This window comes from Clostridium sp. MCC328, assembly GCF_018785465.1.
Lineage (GTDB): Bacteria > Bacillota > Clostridia > Lachnospirales > Lachnospiraceae > Pilosibacter > Pilosibacter fragilis.
Genome location: NZ_WQPW01000052.1, coordinates 75444 through 94107 on the forward strand (window position 1 = coordinate 75444; position 18664 = coordinate 94107).

The 18664-nt window shown below is 49.3% G+C and carries 14 protein-coding genes and 1 other RNA gene; 1 reads left to right on the top strand and 14 read right to left on the bottom strand.

Annotated elements, in window-relative coordinates:
* Positions 1 to 15 precede the first annotated feature (15 nt).
* From GPK83_RS08960 to GPK83_RS08985, 6 genes are all read right to left on the bottom strand, one after another.
* Entirely contained in the window at positions 16 to 1446 is a 1431-nt protein-coding gene (locus GPK83_RS08960; protein ID WP_242994043.1) for a carboxyl transferase domain-containing protein, read from the bottom strand.
* 175 nt (positions 1447 to 1621) lie between these two features.
* Positions 1622 to 2524: a YitT family protein gene (locus GPK83_RS08965; RefSeq protein WP_215704579.1), complete on the bottom strand. Its 903-nt coding sequence runs from the start codon at positions 2522 to 2524 to the stop codon at positions 1622 to 1624.
* Positions 2525 to 2853: 329 nt separating this feature from the next.
* Positions 2854 to 3507 (bottom strand): fructose-6-phosphate aldolase, encoded by a 654-nt coding sequence (gene fsa / locus GPK83_RS08970; protein WP_021906017.1) that lies wholly within the window; start codon positions 3505 to 3507, stop codon positions 2854 to 2856.
* A gap of 217 nt (positions 3508 to 3724) precedes the next feature.
* Positions 3725 to 5368 (bottom strand): DUF3298 and DUF4163 domain-containing protein, encoded by a 1644-nt coding sequence (locus GPK83_RS08975; RefSeq protein ID WP_215704580.1) that lies wholly within the window; start codon positions 5366 to 5368, stop codon positions 3725 to 3727.
* A 337-nt stretch (positions 5369 to 5705) separates the two neighbouring features.
* Positions 5706 to 7676 (bottom strand): oleate hydratase, encoded by a 1971-nt coding sequence (locus GPK83_RS08980; protein ID WP_015554851.1) that lies wholly within the window; start codon positions 7674 to 7676, stop codon positions 5706 to 5708.
* Between the two features lie 22 nt (positions 7677 to 7698).
* Positions 7699 to 7869, bottom strand: coding sequence for a hypothetical protein (locus GPK83_RS08985; protein ID WP_215704581.1), 171 nt, complete (start codon positions 7867 to 7869; stop codon positions 7699 to 7701).
* Positions 7870 to 8066: 197 nt separating this feature from the next.
* Here GPK83_RS08985 and GPK83_RS08990 point away from each other — a divergent pair, with 197 nt between their 5' ends.
* Entirely contained in the window at positions 8067 to 9281 is a 1215-nt protein-coding gene (locus tag GPK83_RS08990) for a 6-phosphofructokinase (RefSeq protein WP_252196285.1), read from the top strand.
* A 227-nt stretch (positions 9282 to 9508) separates the two neighbouring features.
* On the opposite strand, the gene GPK83_RS08995 is transcribed toward GPK83_RS08990, so the two are convergent.
* The 8 genes from GPK83_RS08995 to GPK83_RS09030 form a co-directional block, all read right to left on the bottom strand.
* Positions 9509 to 11809: a SpoIID/LytB domain-containing protein gene (locus tag GPK83_RS08995; RefSeq protein ID WP_215704582.1), complete on the bottom strand. Its 2301-nt coding sequence runs from the start codon at positions 11807 to 11809 to the stop codon at positions 9509 to 9511.
* A gap of 24 nt (positions 11810 to 11833) precedes the next feature.
* Positions 11834 to 13153, bottom strand: a complete 1320-nt coding sequence (locus tag GPK83_RS09000) for an AI-2E family transporter (RefSeq protein ID WP_117469850.1) — start codon at positions 13151 to 13153, stop codon at positions 11834 to 11836.
* Positions 13154 to 13507: 354 nt separating this feature from the next.
* A non-coding RNA gene (gene ssrS, locus GPK83_RS09005) (6S RNA) lies at positions 13508 to 13685 on the bottom strand.
* Between the two features lie 195 nt (positions 13686 to 13880).
* Positions 13881 to 14543, bottom strand: coding sequence for an HAD family hydrolase (locus GPK83_RS09010; RefSeq protein ID WP_117513169.1), 663 nt, complete (start codon positions 14541 to 14543; stop codon positions 13881 to 13883).
* A 269-nt stretch (positions 14544 to 14812) separates the two neighbouring features.
* On the bottom strand, positions 14813 to 15754 hold the full coding sequence (locus GPK83_RS09015; protein WP_215704583.1) for a cell wall hydrolase: 942 nt from the start codon (positions 15752 to 15754) through the stop codon (positions 14813 to 14815).
* A 300-nt stretch (positions 15755 to 16054) separates the two neighbouring features.
* The gene (gene ybaK, locus GPK83_RS09020; RefSeq protein WP_117484314.1) at positions 16055 to 16555 is read right to left on the bottom strand and encodes a Cys-tRNA(Pro) deacylase; all 501 of its coding nucleotides are present in this window, start codon (positions 16553 to 16555) and stop codon (positions 16055 to 16057) included.
* A 339-nt stretch (positions 16556 to 16894) separates the two neighbouring features.
* Positions 16895 to 17689, bottom strand: a complete 795-nt coding sequence (locus GPK83_RS09025) for an ABC transporter ATP-binding protein (protein WP_021906008.1) — start codon at positions 17687 to 17689, stop codon at positions 16895 to 16897.
* Positions 17682 to 18611, bottom strand: coding sequence for an ABC transporter permease (locus GPK83_RS09030; protein WP_215704584.1), 930 nt, complete (start codon positions 18609 to 18611; stop codon positions 17682 to 17684). Before GPK83_RS09030 ends, GPK83_RS09025 begins: the two co-directional genes overlap by 8 nt.
* Positions 18612 to 18664: the final 53 nt, after the last annotated feature.

The window sequence follows — 18664 nt, forward strand, 5'->3', positions numbered from 1 at the left end:
TTCAGCCACCTCATATTAGATCGTTCCGTGCTTTTTGGACGGACGATCCTCTCTTTTTGTGAACAGCATCTCAAATGCAGCAGCTACACGCTGTCTTGTCTCGGAAGCCTCGATGATATCGTCTACATATCCTCTCTTTGCTGCCGCAAGTGCGCTTGCCTGCATCTCATTATACTGTGCTGCTTTTTCATTGATCAGGGCTGCCGCATTGTCAGCCTTTGTGATCTCGTCAGCATACATGATCTTCACAGCCGGTACTGCTTCCATGACACCGATCTTCGCGTTCTTCCATGCGTATACAATGTCAGAACCGATGGACTTGCTGTTCATGGTAAGACCTGCTGTTCCGTTTGCCTTGCCGACAACGACAGTTACCTTCGGAACGTCAGCGTTTGCGAATGCGTAGGTCAGGCGTGCTGCCGCCTTCGCGATCTTCTTCTCGTTGCATTTGCAGTTCTTGTAACCATCTACATTGACGAGTGTAAGTACCGGGATCTCGAAAGCGTTGCAGAAGTTTACAAATGCTGCTGCTTTCTCACATCCTGCTGCGGTAAGGGCTGCGTCATAAGTAGCAGTCTTCTCGCCGTCTGTATAAACTTCGCTGCGATTTGCAACACAGCCAACGGTAGCTCCGTTTAAGCGGATAAATGCCGTTACCATCTCCGGTGCGTAGTCCTTCTTCATTTCCATGTAGAAGCTGTCATCAGAGATCATGGACAGTGCGATGGATGTATCGCCTGCGCAGTTCTCGATATCTGTGCAGATTCTGTTTAAGTCATCCTCACATTCGCTGTAAGACATGTCATCCTCGTTGTTAGCCGGAAGGATGGAAACAAGGTTTCTGATCTCTGTGAAAATTTCTTTCTCGGAGCCAGTCGCGCATACGTTTCCTGTCTCTTTTGCCTGATACTCAGCGCTGGAATTATCAGCATCGTTCTCAGCGATTACAAACGGAGCATTCACAAACATTTTTGCGTCCTGTTCCATAAATGTGAAATCAGCCATTTCAGATGCCACAGCCATTCCGCCGCCGCAGTTTCCAAACACAGCCTGGATCTGCGGGATCACACCGGATGCCATTGCCTGGCAGACATAAAGTTTGCCGAAGCCGTCCAGGGCATCCATGCTTTCCTGGAGTCTGAATCCTGCACAGTCAACCAGACCAACAATGGGTGCGCCCATTTTCATAGCCATACTATAGAGCTTCTCGATCTTCTCTGCGTGCATTTCGCCGATGGATCCGCCCATTACGGACGCGTCCTGGCTGTACACATAGACGAGAGCGCCATTGATAGTACCATAACCGGTAACAACACCATCTGCAGGGGTTTCCTGAGACTGCATGTTGTAATCAGTGCTTCTGGCAGTAATATAAGCACCAACCTCAACAAAGCTGTTGTCATCAAGCAATTCATGAATTCTGTTGATTGCCGACGTTTTTGTCATTTTGCTGTCCTCCATTATTCCTTAAATTGACGAAAATCAAATTTCTGCCTAGTGTAATAATAAACGGATTTGATGTAAAATTCAAGGAGTTTTTCCCTGCCTTAACAATATTTTTATGCTTTTTCGTCAGAAAAAATTAAGAAACTTTTTTTCTAACGTGGTCCTGTAACTGCGCTTAATTTTTTAAACCAGCTGCTTCCAGATGGCGTTTCACATCCGTAAATCCGCGTCCCCGGACCTCTCCGACCTGATGAACGACCATGAAGGCCTCGCTGTCGATGTCCATGACGATGCGGTTTAATTTCTGAAGTTCCCTGCCGGAAACCACGGTGATGACGGCCATGGACGACTTTCTTAAATGCCCGCCCTCGATCTGGAACAATGTGGTTCCACGGTCAAGCTGTTCCTGCACCGCGATGTTGATCTCCGCGTATTTCTCGCTGATGATCTTCGCCTGTACCTGCTTTTTGCCCATCATAAGCATCTTGTCGAGGATCACGGTGTAAACCATGACCATGATGATTCCGTAAAGGATCTTTTCCCGGTCGCGGAACAAAAGCTGGGATAAGAGGATCGCCACATCGAAAACATACATGGACACGGATACCGGGAACTTAAAGCGTTTCTGCAGGACAAGCGGAGGGATGTCCATGCCGCCGGTGGAGGCACCGGAGCGGATCACGAACCCCAGAGCGAATCCGATCATGATCCCAGCAAAGATGGCACAGAGCATGGGATCCGTTGTGAATACGAAGTCTCCCGCCAGGGCGGTCAGGCGGTCAAGGATGAACGGGTAATAAAATGTCGCAAGCAGGGTCGTCGCCGCAAATTTTTTCCCCAACTCCAGCCAGCCGAGACCGAACATGGCGATATTGAAGACCGCCACGAAGCCGGAAAGAGGGATCCCGAAGAAATGCTGTGCCATAAGACCAAGTCCTGTGGTTCCCGCGGCGATCATGTCCAACGGCAGAATGAAGAGGACGACTCCCGCAGCGTAGACCGTGAGACCGAACAGGATAACCGCAGTCTGGATAACGACAGATGCCGCCTTGTTCTGTTTTGTTTCTGATGTTTCCATTTGTTTTGTTACCTTTCTCTTTGTGTGCTGTTTATTGTTGTCTATTATTGTTTGTATTGTTTATGTATTTTGTATTATTTGTATCTGTTCAGTAGGTCTGCGCACTTGCTGCGCTGACCGTAAGAAAACCTAGGCTAAAAGGCAAAAATCCATCGGCGTAGCCGATTTGGAATGGATTTTTGCATGTAACTGTGAAGGTACTGAACAGTTACTATTATTTAAATTTTCCGCCTTCGCAATTTTTCGCGTTTTCTGTTCTTTCCACTACCTCTTTATCACAGAAAAGCGCACAAAAAAAGGACGCCCGAAGGCGTCCTCATGAATTTTCCTTATTTGCCGAAAACTGCTTCATAGTCTTTACGGAATTTCTCAATTCCCTGGTCAGTTAACGGGTGATGTGTCATCTGCTCGATTACTTTGTACGGAACCGTCGCGATATCGGCACCTGCGAGTGCGCACTCTGTTACATGCATGGTGTGTCGTACGCTTGCCGCGATGATCTCCGTCTCAATATCATGGAGAGCGAAGATCTCTGCAACGGTGTCGATGAGGTCGATACCCGGCTGGGAAATATCATCGAGGCGTCCTAAGAACGGGGATACATAAGCTGCGCCTGCTCTAGCTGCGAGAAGCGCCTGATTTGCAGAGAAGATCAGAGTCACGTTTACCTTGATTCCTTCCGATGCAAGAACTTTTGTTGCCTTTAATCCTTCGATCGTCATCGGGATCTTAACGACCATATTCGGGTGGATCTTCGCGATCTCGCGGCCCTCCGCGATCATTCCCTCCGCGTCAGTTGTTGTTGCCTTTACCTCACCGCTGATCGGTCCGTCTACGATAGAAGCGATCTCTTTTAAAGTCTCAACATAATCTTTTCCTTCTTTTGCGATCAGGGACGGATTTGTTGTAACTCCGCAGATCACTCCCATGTCATTTGCTTTGCGGATTTCATCCACATTGGCTGTATCAATGAAAAACTTCATTGGTTCCCCCTCCTGTATTTCAAATAATCGTAACTGCCTGGTATTTTCACAGCTACAAATCGTCATATAAGTCCATTTTAACATGAGGATATGTTTTGTCAATGCATTTCGACGTTTTTCCCGGATTCCGCCCGTTCCTGAATGCGTGTTCGCGAAAAGTTGCAGATCACAGCAGGCGAGCGCGTTCGGTGTGGAAATTCACCATGACACATTCTTTTTATCCAGCATACGGGATAAATTCAAAACAATCCTCTTCATACACCCCGTCGATCTCGAATCCCCATCCTTTATCCGACTTTTTCACTGCCAGACGGCATCTGCGTCCATCGGAGAGCTCCATGTCCACAAAGTTTTCCAGATCTGTCGCCCGGACATAATACTTTGTTCCCGCTGGAAGCCTCTCCTCTTTTTCACTGCCGCCTGCTTCCAGCATCGTCACCGGAAGCTCCCTCGTGGATACCAGCGCCGCCTCGTCCTCCTTCGAGTCGCAGACATTGACTTTTGTATACACATCATTCTCTGCCACCGGCATCCCGCTCTCACCCACATGGAATTTCCGGTAAGCGTCGTATGTTCCCAAGGCGTCCACCCTGCGGGTAAGGTAAAATCCATCCGGATCATTTAAGAGGGCACCATGAGGACTGTCATTCGATGTACCAACATGACGGATCTCTTCTCCCTTCAGGTCAAAGACTTCCATGGTCCTCCAGTCATTCTCACTCTGAATCTCCGTGTAGAGATATGGGTGCCCGTCATCTGTCATGACGATCCAGCCTTCCTGGGGCTGTCCATAGAGTTCCATCGTGAATTCTTCCTTCTTTCCACCCTGTTCCCGCTCGATCGTGATATTTCTCGTGCCATACCCGTCCGCAGTATCATCAAAATGATAGCTCACCGACGTATCGGTTTCCCCCTTCTCATACGTCACAGTCTCCCAGGGACTGGTCTTTTCTGCCCAGCCTTCTGAGACTTTCCCTATATAGTCTGTCCGGAACATCGCTTCATTTCCGGCGAACGGAACCTCCACATCAACAGCTCCTGCCGCATATGAGGCGATAACATACTGGTCAAAATGAATGCACACACCTGTTTTTGTGATGCACCATTCCAATGGCCCATATCCATCCGTCCCCGCAAACAGACTGTCCACGGTCGTTTCATAATCTTCGAATAATCCTTTCTTCTCTTTCTGGTCAGAAAGCTCCTCCTTCACATATTTCCGGAATCCCGGAAGATCTTTTACTACATCGCAAAGTTCCAGCTCTTTTCCTGTCTGCGTATCGAAATTGTGGTATTCCGTCACAGAGCTTGGATGCGCGCCTCCCAGATCATAATATTTCAGCCAGTACATACTGACGACCGTATGGTCGAAGCGGACCGGATTAAATTCATAATTGCAGACATATGACTGCTTCATATCCGGGTAATTGTTCCGCATATCCTCAGCTTCTTTTTTATAGGAGGCATACTCCTCTTTATTCTGGCTGACCAGGTTTTTATTCAGGGAAATGAGCGACTGCTTCAGCGCATCATATCCGTCCCCCTGTACATAGACCTTGTCGCAGCGCGATGTGATGATCGGAGTCTGGTCTGCGTCATCCCATTCCCCGTCATATTCCCCGTTTACCGCGATGGGGATTGGGGCGAGACGGTCCGCCCTGGCATCCACGTCCGTATTCCCGTTCTGATCTGTGCCCGACAAGTTCTCCGCCGTGCTTTCCGGCTCACTTTCCGCCTTGAGTCCTGTCTCGCTGCTCTCCTGTGTCGTCTCCGCTGCCGTATCCACCGTCACTGTATCTTTTTTCTGGCAGCCAGTCATGAGACTCACCGCGATCAGAAGATATAATCCATATTTTCTCATACTTTCCCCCTCTTTATCAATTTTTATAACCTCTCGATTTTATTTGCGTCAGGCATGCGGCATTCATGTTCTGTTTCCCTTTGCAGCTGAAATTCACCTGTATCAGGACTATTTCTTTTTACATCCTTATCTTACCGCATACACTCAAAGGAATCCATTTCTTTTCCCTTACGAATTCTTAAAACAAAGCGGAAGAAAACAGAAAGTACAGCGGATCTCCCCTTTTCGCAAAAAATCTCAGCATATTCAGGCATAAAAATACCGGAAACAGGCAGCTTCCCATTTCCGGCATTTTCATTATATTCTCATATATCCATTTTATTCGCGCACCACGCCTCTACAACATCCAGTCCTTAAGGACATCGTGATCCCGCAGAAGTTTTCCAATGATCGTCTTATCGATCTTTCGGAGCAGCGGCTTTTTCAACATCTCAAACGGCATCGGAAGCTTCATCTCAAGCGGGGACTTTCCGTCCATGAGTTTCACCGTGCTGTCCAGGAGCTCTCTTACATCGTAGACACTGCCCCATACCTCCGGCACACCGCGGTCCACTCCACAGAGTCCGTATACTGCCTCCATGGCGGTACGGACAGAGTACTCTGTGGTGAAAATCGTATCTCTCGGAGTCTCTGCAAACTGTCCGAGGAAGGCGGCGTTTACAGATCCGTCCGGAATTACATCCGGGCGGTCTCCGGCAGCTCTCGGCATAAAGAACGCTGTGATATATGGCATCATGGTCGGCGTGCAGTTGCACTCTTCTCCTGCCAGTCTCCCGATGTCCTCCACCGGGATTCCGAGATGATACAGCCACTCGGCGGTGATCTCCTTACCGGTACACTCCTTCATGGGTTTCTTCACATAGTCGCCCGGGACATCGGTGAACAGGCTGTATACCCATACACACACCTCGTCCTTCTTCTGATTCTTGAACTGTCCCTGGCGGTTGATGGTCCAGCTCAAAAGCCACTTGGAATCGCGGCAGCTCACGATACCGCCGGTAACAACTTTGCCTGTCCTCGGGTCGCGCTTGCAGATTTTCTTGATCTGGTCGATGATCTCTTCATTTGCGGTGGTGACCGTCGCAGACTCCCAGTTCGTCTTCTCGATATCGGAGCAGAATTTTTCCGGATGACCGAAGGACGGATCCTGGGCTGCAATTTTCTTCCAGAGGCTCCAGCAGCCGCTGCTTCTCACTTCCGCGTCACCCACCGGCGCATGGTTCTGGTCACCGTAGATCGTCCCTTCTGTACAGCTTCCGTTTGTGATAAACACAAGGTCCTTTTCCGTCAGCGGGATCTCCGTGTCCCCGTTCTTCGTGCGGCACTCGATAGCGCGGGCCGTCTTCTTTCCGTCCGTGATCTCAAAGCGGACGTTTGTGACCTCTGTGCCGAACCGAAACTCCACGCCTGCCGCCTCCAGGTATTTCTGCATCGGCAGAATCAGGGATTCGTACTGGTTGTAGCGGGTGAATTTCAGAGCGGAGAAGTCCGGAAGGCCGCCGATATGGTGGATAAATCTCTGGAAGTACCGCTTCATCTCCAGGGCGCTGTGCCAGTTTTCAAAGGCGAACATGGTTCTCCAGTAAAGCCAGAATTGGGAGCCGAATACCTCATCATCGAACACATCCTCGATGGTTTTGTCATAGAGATCCTCATCCTTCGTGAAAAAGAGCTTCATGATCTCCATACTGCCCTTCTGGCTCAGACCAAACTTTCCGTCCGTATGGGCATCCTCGCCGCGGCGCTCTGTGGCACGACAGAGAGAATAGTTCGGGTCATGCTTGTTTAACCAGTAATACTCATCGAGAACGGACGCGCCTGGAACCTCCAGGGACGGGATGCTGTGGAACAGATCCCAGAGGCACTCGAAATGATCCTCCATTTCGCGGCCGCCGCGCATCACATATCCTCTTGTCGGATCATCGATTCCGTCGCAGGCACCTCCGGCGATATCCATGGCCTCTAAGATGTGGATGTTCTTTCCCGGCATCTGGGCATCGCGGACGAGAAAGCATGCCGCTGCCAGGGATGCGAGACCGCTTCCCACAAGGTACGCGGACTTCTCCTCGATTCCCGCCGGCTTCTCCGGGCGGGCGAACGCTTCGTAGTTTCCGTTTGTGTAGTAGATTCCCTTGCTGTTCTTATCATGTTTTCCGAGTTCTGTGTTGCGGTAATCGGATCTGCTTCCATGGGAAGTCTTTTTCATCTTATCCATTTCCATGTTTCCGCGCTTCTTCGCCGCGAGTACCGCTGTGATTCCAGCTCCGGCCGCCAGAACTGCTCCGGCTTTCCATCCTTTTTTGCTCATCGTTTCTGGTTTCCTTTCCTGTTTATTTCATTTCTACATTCCGTATCATGTAGTTTTCATAACTATATTGCTGCTTTTGATAGTAATCCTTTCCACGGGCTTTGTCAAGCTTTCCATTCAAATATTTTGAACGCAAAAGTTTTTTCTGCGCTCCCCGCCTTTTAGCTTCTCCTTTTTTCTGATTTTCATTCAAAAAATACCCCGCCCGCTGTCTCTATAGGGGCAGCGAACAGGGTACTAAAAAGGGGAGGATAAGTATTAATCTTTTTCTTTTGTACTGGTCATAGGATTGCCCGTTTTTCCGTTTTTATACATTCATCATTGATTTTCCATACACATTTTTTTATAATAAGCTTACGGAATACATTCAGATTGGAGAATACAGAAATCATGAAAAATCTTGTAATCGGACAGTCCGGCGGACCTACCGCCGTCATCAACGCGAGCCTTTATGGTGCGGTAAAAGCATTCAGGGAATCCGGCGCGGACGGACATGTTCTCGGAATGATCAACGGAATCGAGGGATTCCTCGCTGACCATGTGATGGACCTTTCCACGGACCTCTCTGACAAGGAACTTGAGCTCTTAAAGCTCACTCCGGCCGCATACCTTGGTTCCTGCCGTTATAAACTTCCGGCAGATTTAGACAGTGAAGTTTACCCTGCGATCTTCGATAACTTCCGTGAGATGAACATCGGATACTTCCTCTATGTGGGCGGAAACGACTCCATGGATACCGTGGACAAGCTCTCCCGCTATGCGGAGAAGATTGGAAGCGATGTGAAATTCATCGGAATCCCGAAGACCATCGACAACGATCTTGTCCTCACCGACCACACACCGGGCTTCGGAAGCGCCGCAAAGTATGTTGCCTCCACCGTCCGCGAGATCGTCCTCGACGCCTCCGTCTATCAGCAGAGATCCGTCACCATCGTCGAGATCATGGGACGCCACGCAGGATGGCTCACCGCTGCTTCCAGGCTTGCAAGAAAATATGAGGGCGACAACCCATGCCTTATCTACCTCCCGGAGACTCCGTTCTCCTTAGAGCAGTTCTATAATGACCTGGACGCTGCATTCAAGAAATCCCCGAACCTCGTTGTCTGCGTCTCCGAGGGAATTGCCGATGAGGGCGGCACCTTTGTCTGCGAGTACTCCGACGCAGCGAAGCTCGATTCCTTCGGTCACAAGATGCTCACCGGCTGCGGTGAGGTCTTGGAAAGCTTTGTCCGCGACAAGTTCGGCGTGAAAGTCCGCTCCATCGAGTTAAATGTCAACCAGCGCTGCAGCGGCATGATGGTATCTGAGACGGATATCGAGGAAGCTGCCATGGCAGGCGCTGCCGGTGTGAAGGCAGTTCTCGCCGGGGAGACAAAGAAGATGATCGCCTTCAAGCGTGACTCCGACATGCCGTACAAGATGCACTGCACACCGGAGGATGTAAGCCTCATCTGCAATCAGGAAAAGAAATTCCCAAAGGAATGGATCAACGCGGCAGGAAACGATATCACCGATGACTTCTCAGCTTACGCTCTCCCGCTGATCCAGGGCGAGCCGAAGCGCGTGATGGAGAACGGGGTGCCGAAATACCTGTACAGAAAGTAAGTTTGGTATTATCACCCATAACCGCGAATTTTAACAAAACTCTTCAACAAAAGCAAAAGCCCGTGAAAACATGCTTCCACGGGCTTTTTCCTTTTCTTTCCTTGGTAAGAACTCTCCCACTTCCTGTCCCAGACTTATTCAAGATCGAAACAGCCCTGCACCGCTGCCAAACGAAATCCACTTTTCCATTTAACTGCTGCACAGAGCTGTTTATTTTTCATATTCCATTAATTCACTTCACTAATATCCATCAGCCCGCACCCGTCATAGAAGAACTTTAAAATCTCCTGGCAGGTCTTTCCCTGCTTTGCCATGCCCTGGGCACCGTTCTGGCTCATGCCGACACCGTGTCCGAAGCCGCCTCCGTAGATTGTGAAGGTCGTCACCTGATTTTCATCGGTTCCGTTGTTCTCGATATAGATGAAACCGCTGGGAAGCGTATCCCATCCCGTAGATGTGGAACCGTCTTTCCTGTTGTATACAAGTGATACATTTCCGAGAATGCTGCGGATCCTGCTCTGCCCGGAAAATGTCTTGGAACCTTCCGTTCCAACGACCTTCAGGGTCTTCGCGTATCCACCCGCTCCCCTGGATGTGATCGTAAGTCCCGTGATCCTGCCGACCCCGCCGATCTTTTCGTCCAGGATCGTGCTGGTGGTCTTCGTGTTCCAACGGAACATCGGGAAGTCAGAGTCGTAGGCATCTGTGTTCTCGTCCTTGATAAAGCTCTCAAAGGCCTCGTTGGATGTCAGATCCAGCTTCTTCGCCTTGTTGTTGATCGTGACTGCCCTGAGGTACGGCGTGTTGGACGCATCCGCTCCCCACACACTTCCGTCGGTTCCATGCCCGTCAGATGTGGAGTAATAGAACGCCTCGATGGGATCCCCGTTGTATTCCAGAAGCTGACCAAAGGTCTCATTCACAGCGGTATCCGTGGAATCGAAGGTCAGCGTGTTGTTGTACACCTGGAAATTCGTGCTGTCATCCACATGGGCACCGTAGGTCGAGTAGGCATTGCCCTGAATCTGCCTCCATGCGTAGGTTCTCGCACAGACCGCCTGGGCCTTCAGCGCCTCCAGCTCATAAGTCGGCGGCATCTCGCTCGGTGTCACCCGCTTTAAATATTCCTCGAGATCCACCTCGTTTAAGAGAAGCAGGCCGTCGCTCTCCTCCGTGATCTCCATATGTCCCGGATAGACGGGCATTCCCTGAGCGCGCTCCAGACTGTGTACCGTGATCATTCCGCCTTCATTTGCGGAACGGAATGTGAGACGCCCACTTGCGAGCCTTGAATCTCCCGGTTTTATCGTCACCGTCTCCCCTGCTGCGATGGACTCCGTCTTTGCATCCTTCTCATCTCCGTACTCCAACACTGCCATGGAGTCGCAGGAAAGTGTGATCGTATCATGGAACAGTGACTTAAATCCGTTCGTCATGATAAGCACGCGGATCATGTCGATATCCGGTTTCTCCGTCGTCAGGGCCGCACAGATCTTTCCATCCGCCACCACAAATTCCTGCATGTGGTAGCCGACGAGAATATCCTTCTTCTGCTGTTCCCTGAGAACACCGTAGGTCCGATAGATCTTAAACTGATCCGCCAGCGGCACGCTGCCGTAGCCGTCGATCTCAATCTCTGTGTCGCGGACCGCAAGGACCGTTCCGGTGATCTTCTCTTTCTTCAGCACCAGTCGTTTTGGGGTTCCGCCCTTTAAGTACAGATCTCCGATCTGACCGGAGATCTCGCTCTCATCCTTTAAAACTCCCTTTACCGGAAATTCCCTCTGGATATTTCCGATAAAGACCGTCACTGTCTTTCCGGAGAATCCCGAGATCCAGGCATTCTCGTAGACGATCTCGTCCGAGACCATCTCCTCCACCTTTAAGATCTCATCGTCTCTCGCCAGAAACCGGATCTTCTGGTCAATATATCCGTCGAGGTAAAGTCCCTCAAACTGAAAAATACCGTCCCTCGTGTAGGCTGTCCATGCAGACGCACCATCCACATTGTCCGGTGTTCCGTAAAGGTCCGTCTCCACCTCGGCCACAGCTCTGTCCGGATCCACCGCCGCGAGGAACGCGTCATAGAACTTCCAGAAATTCTCACTGGAGACCGCCTTTTTCGCCCGGTCACCGGAATCCACATAAGAAAGGAGCGCATCTGTTTCCCCTTTTCCCTCTTCCGATGCCTTTTTCGCCCAGTCCGAAAGAACCGCGTATGTAACTGCGGACGTAGCGCTCCGCTCGTCCGCTTTGACCGATCCGCTGTCAAGATATCCCTGACCATAGAGGTAGTCCATATATTTCACATACCACTGGTCCGATAGATCTTCATCAAAATTCGACGTCTCCGGCGCATTTTCAAGAATTCCATTCCCCGACTCCAGTGTCAGTGCCACCGTCCGGGATGCCGCTGCCAGGGAGACTCCATCCTCTTCCCTGTCCAGAAGTACGATCACGATCAGCAGAACCACGATGAACGTCGTGACTCCCGCCATCCAGTTTATCAGTTTCCTTCTCTCGTTCATAATTCCTTTCCCGACCAGAACCAGCTACTGTTCGTCACCGTGTTTTTTATACTCGCCGTTCTGTTCGTCGATCCGCTTCAGATTTACATAGTCCTCTTCTTTTATGCTCAGACTCTTCTTTGAAAGGAGATATTCCTGAATCTGATTATAAATATGAATGATGACTGCCATCAACGGAACCGCAATGATCATTCCCACAAATCCGCACAATCCGCCGAACAGCAGGATCGAAAACAGTACACCAAAGCTGGAAACACCTGTGGAATTTCCCAGGATCTTCGGTCCTAAAATATTTCCGTCAAACTGCTGAAGCACAAGGATCAGCCCAATAAAGTACAGACACTGTTTCGGACTGATGAGGAATACGAGGATCGCGCACGGAGCTGCTCCAATAAATGGTCCGAAGAACGGTATCACATTCGTCACTCCGATGATCACGCTGATCAGCAGCTCATACGGCAGCTTAAACAGATGCATCAGGATAAAGCAGAGAATTCCGATGATCAGGGAATCGATCAGTTTTCCGATAATAAAGCCGGAAAACGCTTTTTTAATAAACTGGAATTCAGCCACAACGATATTGGCCGCTTTCAGTGGAAGAACGGAATAAATAAATTTTTTTCCCTGCGCTGATAGGGATTCCTTGATATTTAACAGATAGATCATAACGATCAATCCGATCAGCATGTTTTTTGTCAGCGTGATCACATTCATGACTCCGCTGGATACGCCGCCGACAATCTTCTCAATATTCTGGAAGTTCTGGAAATTGGAGAGATTCGACATTAAGTCCGTCTCCATCCAGCTCTGAAAATACTGGGCTGACTGCTCGTAAATATTTAAGATTGCCTGCTCCACCGGCGGGTTGTTCACGAAGAATTCCGTCAGCCAGTCATACACGTTCTGGAAATAAACCGGCATCATGTTGATGATCCCCACGATACTGGAATAGAGCTGCGGGATGATCATGCTGGAAAGGCTTACGACCACCACGATCAGAAACGCAAGGCTTATCACTGTTCCAACGGCTTTTCCAAGGAAATTGCCGAAGGATTCACTCTTGAACCGTTTCTTTGGCGCGATCTTCTTTTCCTCGTCCTCTTTTTTCTTGTCGTCATCATGCACATACACGACTGTATTGTAGCACCGGTTATAGACCGGAGACATTAAAAAAGCAAGTACAGCGCCGTAGATCACCGGTGCCAGGACAAACCGTACTTTTCCCAGAAAGGCAAACACTGCATTCCTCTCCAGAAACAGAAAGACGACAAACACCGCTGCGATCAGTACAAGGATTGCCGTCACCCCCATGTAAATGTATCGTTCGAACCGTTCATTTTTCATAAAAAAAGTTTCTCCTTTGCAGCAGCTTCTCTCACCCCTGCCACGGGTGGCGAAGCCTGTTTGCACCCATAATATCATACTTCGATCATTTAGAAAAGAGTATTAACAGAATCTGAACATTCCCCGCATTCCAAAACCGTCGTTTGGAAATCCTCGCAGGCGGTCTTTCCTATAAAGTGAAAAGAATGTGCCTTGGCGCATTCTCGCGCCTCGCGCGGTCGCTTGCGACAATCTATATCTTCGCGCGAGTGCGCATCACTGGCACGTTAGTGCCTTTTTATGTAACAGGAAATTTCTCGGAATTTCTTGTTACATGAAAAGAAGCAGCGATCTCTCGCTGCTTTTTTATCTTTCGCAATCCCAAAATGCCGTTTCCTGAATAATTGACGCCTAGCAGTGCTAGGTGGGCATCCGCACTTAAACATCTGCCTTCCACTCTTTGGAGGCCTGACATCCGTTCAAGAATATAGGAATCCCGTATGTCAAAATGTAGGTTCAAAATAGACAGGAGTGTCGAACATCCCAGGAATCACATTCCCTTTAACTGAGAACTATTATAGCGCATCACGGATCATTTTTCAAGTTCCATTTCCTGGTGTCATGTATTTTTCTGCGACTCATAATTACAACTCCCGACATAGCTGTAAACCGGATCTTCGATCCCTGCTGTACTGTCTGTCTTGTCTTTTACACAGACAAAGCATCCCAAATATCGGCTGATCTTTTTTTACATCATACCTTTTAAGAGCTTTGCTGTCTCCTCCGGTGTCTCACAGAGGTAATCTGCCCCGGCGCTCTGGAGTTCTTCACGGCTTCCATATCCGTAAAGCACGCCGATCACGGAAAGTCCCGTTTTCTTCGCACCGTATACATCATGTTCCCGGTCACCCACCATGATCACGGAAGGCTTCTCCTCCTCTCTGATGCAGTTTTCTTCCAGGACATAGCGGATCACATCGTCCTTATTCACACGCGCTTCATCCATGGACGCGCCGCCGATAAATTTAAAATACTCTGTCAGTTGGAAATATTCCAGGACTTTCTTTGCGGTCTCCTCCGGCTTCGATGTTGCCACATAGAGTTCGAGGCCAGCCTCCTTTAAGGTCTTTAACATATCTTCCACGCCATCGAACGGCGCACTATCCATCCAGCCTTTCACATCGTAGTATTCCCGGAACACATAGATCGCATCATTTGCGTCCTTATCTGAAAAATTATAATATCTCTTAAAGCTGTCGAAGAGCGGCGGTCCCACAAACGGTTTCAAGACCGAAAGGTCATCCACATGGATGCCGTAATGTTTCAGCGCATACTGAACACCCCTCGTGATCCCTGGCATGGAATCCGTCAGTGTGCCGTCAAGATCAAAAAATACTCTTTTTAACTTCATCATTTTTCCTCTTTCACGTATTTCCAATTTCATGAGTTTTATTATCCCATGCTCCCATTTAAATGTCAATTATAAAATCCTGTACTGCCCTTCCGCCAACCTCCACTATTTTCCATGGCTGTCGACTTTTCGTTTTCAAACCGACAGAATATATCACCTGTATTCTATTTCAGATCTGCAGCTGCAAAAAAGCGGCACCCACCAGAACCGCTTTTTTACGGTTCTGGCACATGCCGCCTTTCCCTTATCCTTTTTATCTGACCCGGAGTTTACCGGAAAAACTCGTGATTTCCATGTTTAAACAGGAATTCCAGATGTCTGTCAAACCAGCTGGCGTTCTTTTTTGATGACGCATGCCGGTTCATAAAATACAGGGCACCGTCCGTCAGGTCTTCACCTGAGAGCGCCCGCCCTACGGCCTCCACCGTCTCGGCTGTGACCCTGCATCTCTTGATGGAGCCGTTGGACACCGGTGAAAACTGGTGTTTCTGGTAGACAACTTTCGTGATCGTGTTCGGGAATGAGTCATTCTCCACACGGTTTAAGATCACGTTCGCCACCATGACACGGCCTTCCATGTCACAGTTTCCAGCTTCCGCCTGCACGATCCGTAGAAGAACATCGTAGTCGCTGTCAGAGTAGCCGGTGAAAACTTCCCTTGCAGGCTCCTCCGCCGCAGTCTCTTCCGCTTCCGCCTGTACCTCTGTCACAGGTGAGCCTTCTGCTTCCGCCTCAACCTGCACAGCTCTGGCCTCTGCGTTTCCCGCAGTTTCCACTTCCGGCCCCGCAGACTCATCCTGAGCCCCATTGCTCTCGTCTGCTTTTTCCGAAGCTCCTGCGTCCTCGGCGCTGTTCTTATCATTCGTCTCTGTATTTTCAGTTTCTTTCTCGATATCTGCTTCCGTCTCCGCGGATGATGCTTCATCCGCCGTCGTCTCATCCTCTAAAACATTTCCGTCTGTTTCCGGAAGAGCAGTATCTTCTGTCTCCTCCAGACTGTCTTCATCCGAACCTCCCTGCGTCTCTGCAAACGCTACGATCGCGTTTTTGCCTCCGCCCTGGAAGTCCACCGCTGTAAATGGAATCACTGCGATCAATGTTGCGCCCATCGTGAGAATTGCCGCATTCCGGTGCATCTTCTTTGTCACACCGGTGAAGAGTGATTTCACAAACTGAAAGACTGTCTGAAGAAATGAGTTCCATGGATTCATTTTGAATACCCTCTTTCTCCGTCCTGTCGCCGGTTGTTCATTCCGACCGTTTTCCGGCCGGTGTCTGTGATTATAGGAGAATGAGAGGGCAAATGTCAATAAGCCATGGCCAACTTTGTTACATTTTACAGCCCGTTTTTTAATGATTGTTACATTTTATTAATATCTTTTCCAAATATTATCGGCATAAAACCTAAATTTTTGGTGGTATTGGCAAGTATAAAATATTGCAAATGTTACAATTTTGTTAAATATTGATTCCCCACTTTCAGGTGGTTTCCGATAACTTTTTCATTTATGTTAACCATTTTGCTGCAAATCCAGCAGTTTTGCTCCCACATAGTCCGCGAGAGTCTGCGGGGAAAGCAGTACCTGGAATCCCCTCTGGCCCGCGCTGACAGCGATCGTTTCGTATTTTAACGCCGCCTCATCAATAAAAGTCGGGAACTTTTTCTTCATTCCGATAGGAGAACAGCCACCGCGGATGTACCCCGTTGTGGCTAAAAGATCCTTCATCGGAAGCATCTCCACCTTCTTATCTCCCGCCGCTTTCGCCGCCTTTTTTAAATCTACTTCACCGTCCACAGGAATACAGCAGACGAAAAATCCGGTGCGTTCTCCCTTCAGTACAAGGGTCTTAAACACGCTTCCATGATCCACACCCAGCATGTCCGCCGCATGGCTTCCGGAGAGATCGTTCTCATCCACCGGGTACTCCTTCGCCTCGTAAGGGATTTTCGCGGCATCTAAAAGCCGCATCACATTTGTCTTTGTTTTATCATTTTTTGCAGATCTGCTCATAAATATTTCCTCCTGAACACAGCCTTTTCCCTGCGCCGCATCTGCCCGCAGTCCGGTATTTAATCCTTTTAGGCTGCACATCATTTATACAACGGAATACGCAAAAAAGCAATAATAAAGAATGTGCCTTGGCACATTTTCGCGCCTCGCGCGGTCGCTTGCGACAATCTACATCTTCGCGCGAGTGCGCATCATTGGCACATGAGTGCCTTTTGTGTAATAGAGAATTCCTCGGAATTTCCTATTACACAAAAAACGGCAGCAAACTCTGCAATCTGCTTACAGATATCCGCTGCCGTTTATCTACTTTTCGACCTGTTTCTTCTATATATATGGCCCCTACGACAGGATCATACGGTCGTTCGCAAGTTCGCCGCCTGCAGCTTCCTCAAACTTCGCAAGAAGATCCTGGACTGTCAGGTGTTTCTTCTCCTCTCCGGCCACATCATAGATCACGTGGCCTGCGTTCATCATGATCAGACGGTTCCCGTGGGCGATCGCATCGCGCATGTTGTGAGTGATCATGAGTGTTGTCAGATGCTCACTGTTTACGATCTTGTCGGTTGTCTCAAGAACCTTCGCTGCCGTCTTCGGGTCGAGGGCTGCCGTGTGCTCGTCTAAAAGGAGAAGTCTCGGCTTCTTTAAGGTTGCCATGAGAAGGGTCAGCGCCTGTCTCTGTCCGCCGGAGAGAAGTCCGACTTTTGATGTGAGGCGGTCCTCAAGACCAAGGCCTAAGATCTTTAACTGCTCCCTGTAGAACTCACGCTCTTTTGCGGTGATTCCGGCCTTCAGAGAACGTGTCATTCCTCTTCTTGCTGCTAATGCCATGTTCTCCTCGATCTGCATGGTGGCAGCCGTTCCTGTCATCGGATCCTGGAATACACGTCCGAGATACTTCGCACGCTTGTGCTCCGGGAGCTTTGTCACGTCGATATCATCGATGGTGATTTTTCCCTCATCCACAAACCACGTTCCTGCGACCGCATTTAACATGGTAGATTTTCCAGCTCCGTTTCCACCGATGACAGTGACAAAATCGCCTTCGTTTAAATGAAGATTTAATCCGTTTAACGCAGTCTTTTCATTGACGGTTCCCGCGTTGAAGGTTTTATAAATACTGTGAAGATCAAGCACGAGGTGCACCTCCTCTTTTTACCGGTTTAGAGAAATATTTGCCTTTCATGTACGGGATCGCAAGGAATACCGCAACGACAAGAGCTGACAGGAGTTTTAAATCGTTGGAATTTAATCCCATCCAGAGTACGACCTGAAGGACCAGATAGTAAATGATCGCGCCGAAGGCAACGGAGAACAGCTTGAAGCCGAAGTTCTGGCTGATCTTTCCGAAAACGACCTCACCGATGATAACGGCTGCAAGACCGATCACGATGGCACCGCGGCCTGCGTTGACATCCGCAAAGCCCTGATACTGGGCATATAAGCCGCTCGCAAAGGCAACGATCCCGTTGGAGATCATAAGACCTAAGATCTTTGTGAAATCGGTATTGATACCCTGGGCACGTGACATATTCTGATTGGAGCCTGTGGCACGGATGGAACATCCGATCTCCGTTCCGAAGAACCAGTAGAGGACTCCGATCAGGATCACAATGATTAATGCCGTCACGAAGATCGTGTTCTTATAAAAAGCGACTCCCTTTACATAACGGAGAGACACTAAAAGATCATACTTATCCACGCTGATGGCCTGATTTGCCTTACCACCCATAATGCGAAGGTTGATGGAGTAGAGACCAAGCTGAGTCAGGATTCCCGCGAGGATCGCCGGGATCCCCATCGCCGTGTGAAAGATTCCGGTCACCAGACCCGCGATCATTCCCGCGATAAAGGCTGCAAACAGGGATACCCCTACGGAATGCCCGTTTAACATGAAAATGATGCAGACAGCACCACCCGTACACATGGTTCCGTCCACGGTAAGATCCGCAAGATCAAGGATCTTATATGTAATATAAACGCCGATCGCCATGATGCCCCAGATGAGTCCCTGTGCACAGGCACCCGGCAGCGCGTTGAACAGTGTCAAAAAATTCACGTTTCTTTCCTCCTATGGCTGATGATAGCAAACAGGGTGACAAAAGTTTTTGC

Excerpts from the sequence above, each read along its gene's own strand:
- GPK83_RS08980 (WP_015554851.1), bottom strand. The coding sequence starts at position 7,676 with ATGAGCAAAAAAGGATGGAAAGCCGGAGCAGTTCTGGCGGCCGGAGCT.
- GPK83_RS08965 (WP_215704579.1), bottom strand. The coding sequence starts at position 2,524 with ATGGAAACATCAGAAACAAAACAGAACAAGGCGGCATCTGTCGTTATC.
- fsa (WP_021906017.1), bottom strand. The coding sequence starts at position 3,507 with ATGAAGTTTTTCATTGATACAGCCAATGTGGATGAAATCCGCAAAGCA.
- GPK83_RS08960 (WP_242994043.1), bottom strand. The coding sequence starts at position 1,446 with ATGACAAAAACGTCGGCAATCAACAGAATTCATGAATTGCTTGATGAC.
- GPK83_RS08975 (WP_215704580.1), bottom strand. The coding sequence starts at position 5,368 with ATGAGAAAATATGGATTATATCTTCTGATCGCGGTGAGTCTCATGACT.
- ybaK (WP_117484314.1), bottom strand. The coding sequence starts at position 16,555 with ATGAGCAGATCTGCAAAAAATGATAAAACAAAGACAAATGTGATGCGG.
- GPK83_RS08990 (WP_252196285.1), top strand. The coding sequence starts at position 8,067 with ATGAAAAATCTTGTAATCGGACAGTCCGGCGGACCTACCGCCGTCATC.
- GPK83_RS09010 (WP_117513169.1), bottom strand. The coding sequence starts at position 14,543 with ATGAAGTTAAAAAGAGTATTTTTTGATCTTGACGGCACACTGACGGAT.
- GPK83_RS09015 (WP_215704583.1), bottom strand. The coding sequence starts at position 15,754 with ATGAATCCATGGAACTCATTTCTTCAGACAGTCTTTCAGTTTGTGAAA.
- GPK83_RS09000 (WP_117469850.1), bottom strand. The coding sequence starts at position 13,153 with ATGAAAAATGAACGGTTCGAACGATACATTTACATGGGGGTGACGGCA.
- GPK83_RS08995 (WP_215704582.1), bottom strand. The coding sequence starts at position 11,809 with ATGAACGAGAGAAGGAAACTGATAAACTGGATGGCGGGAGTCACGACG.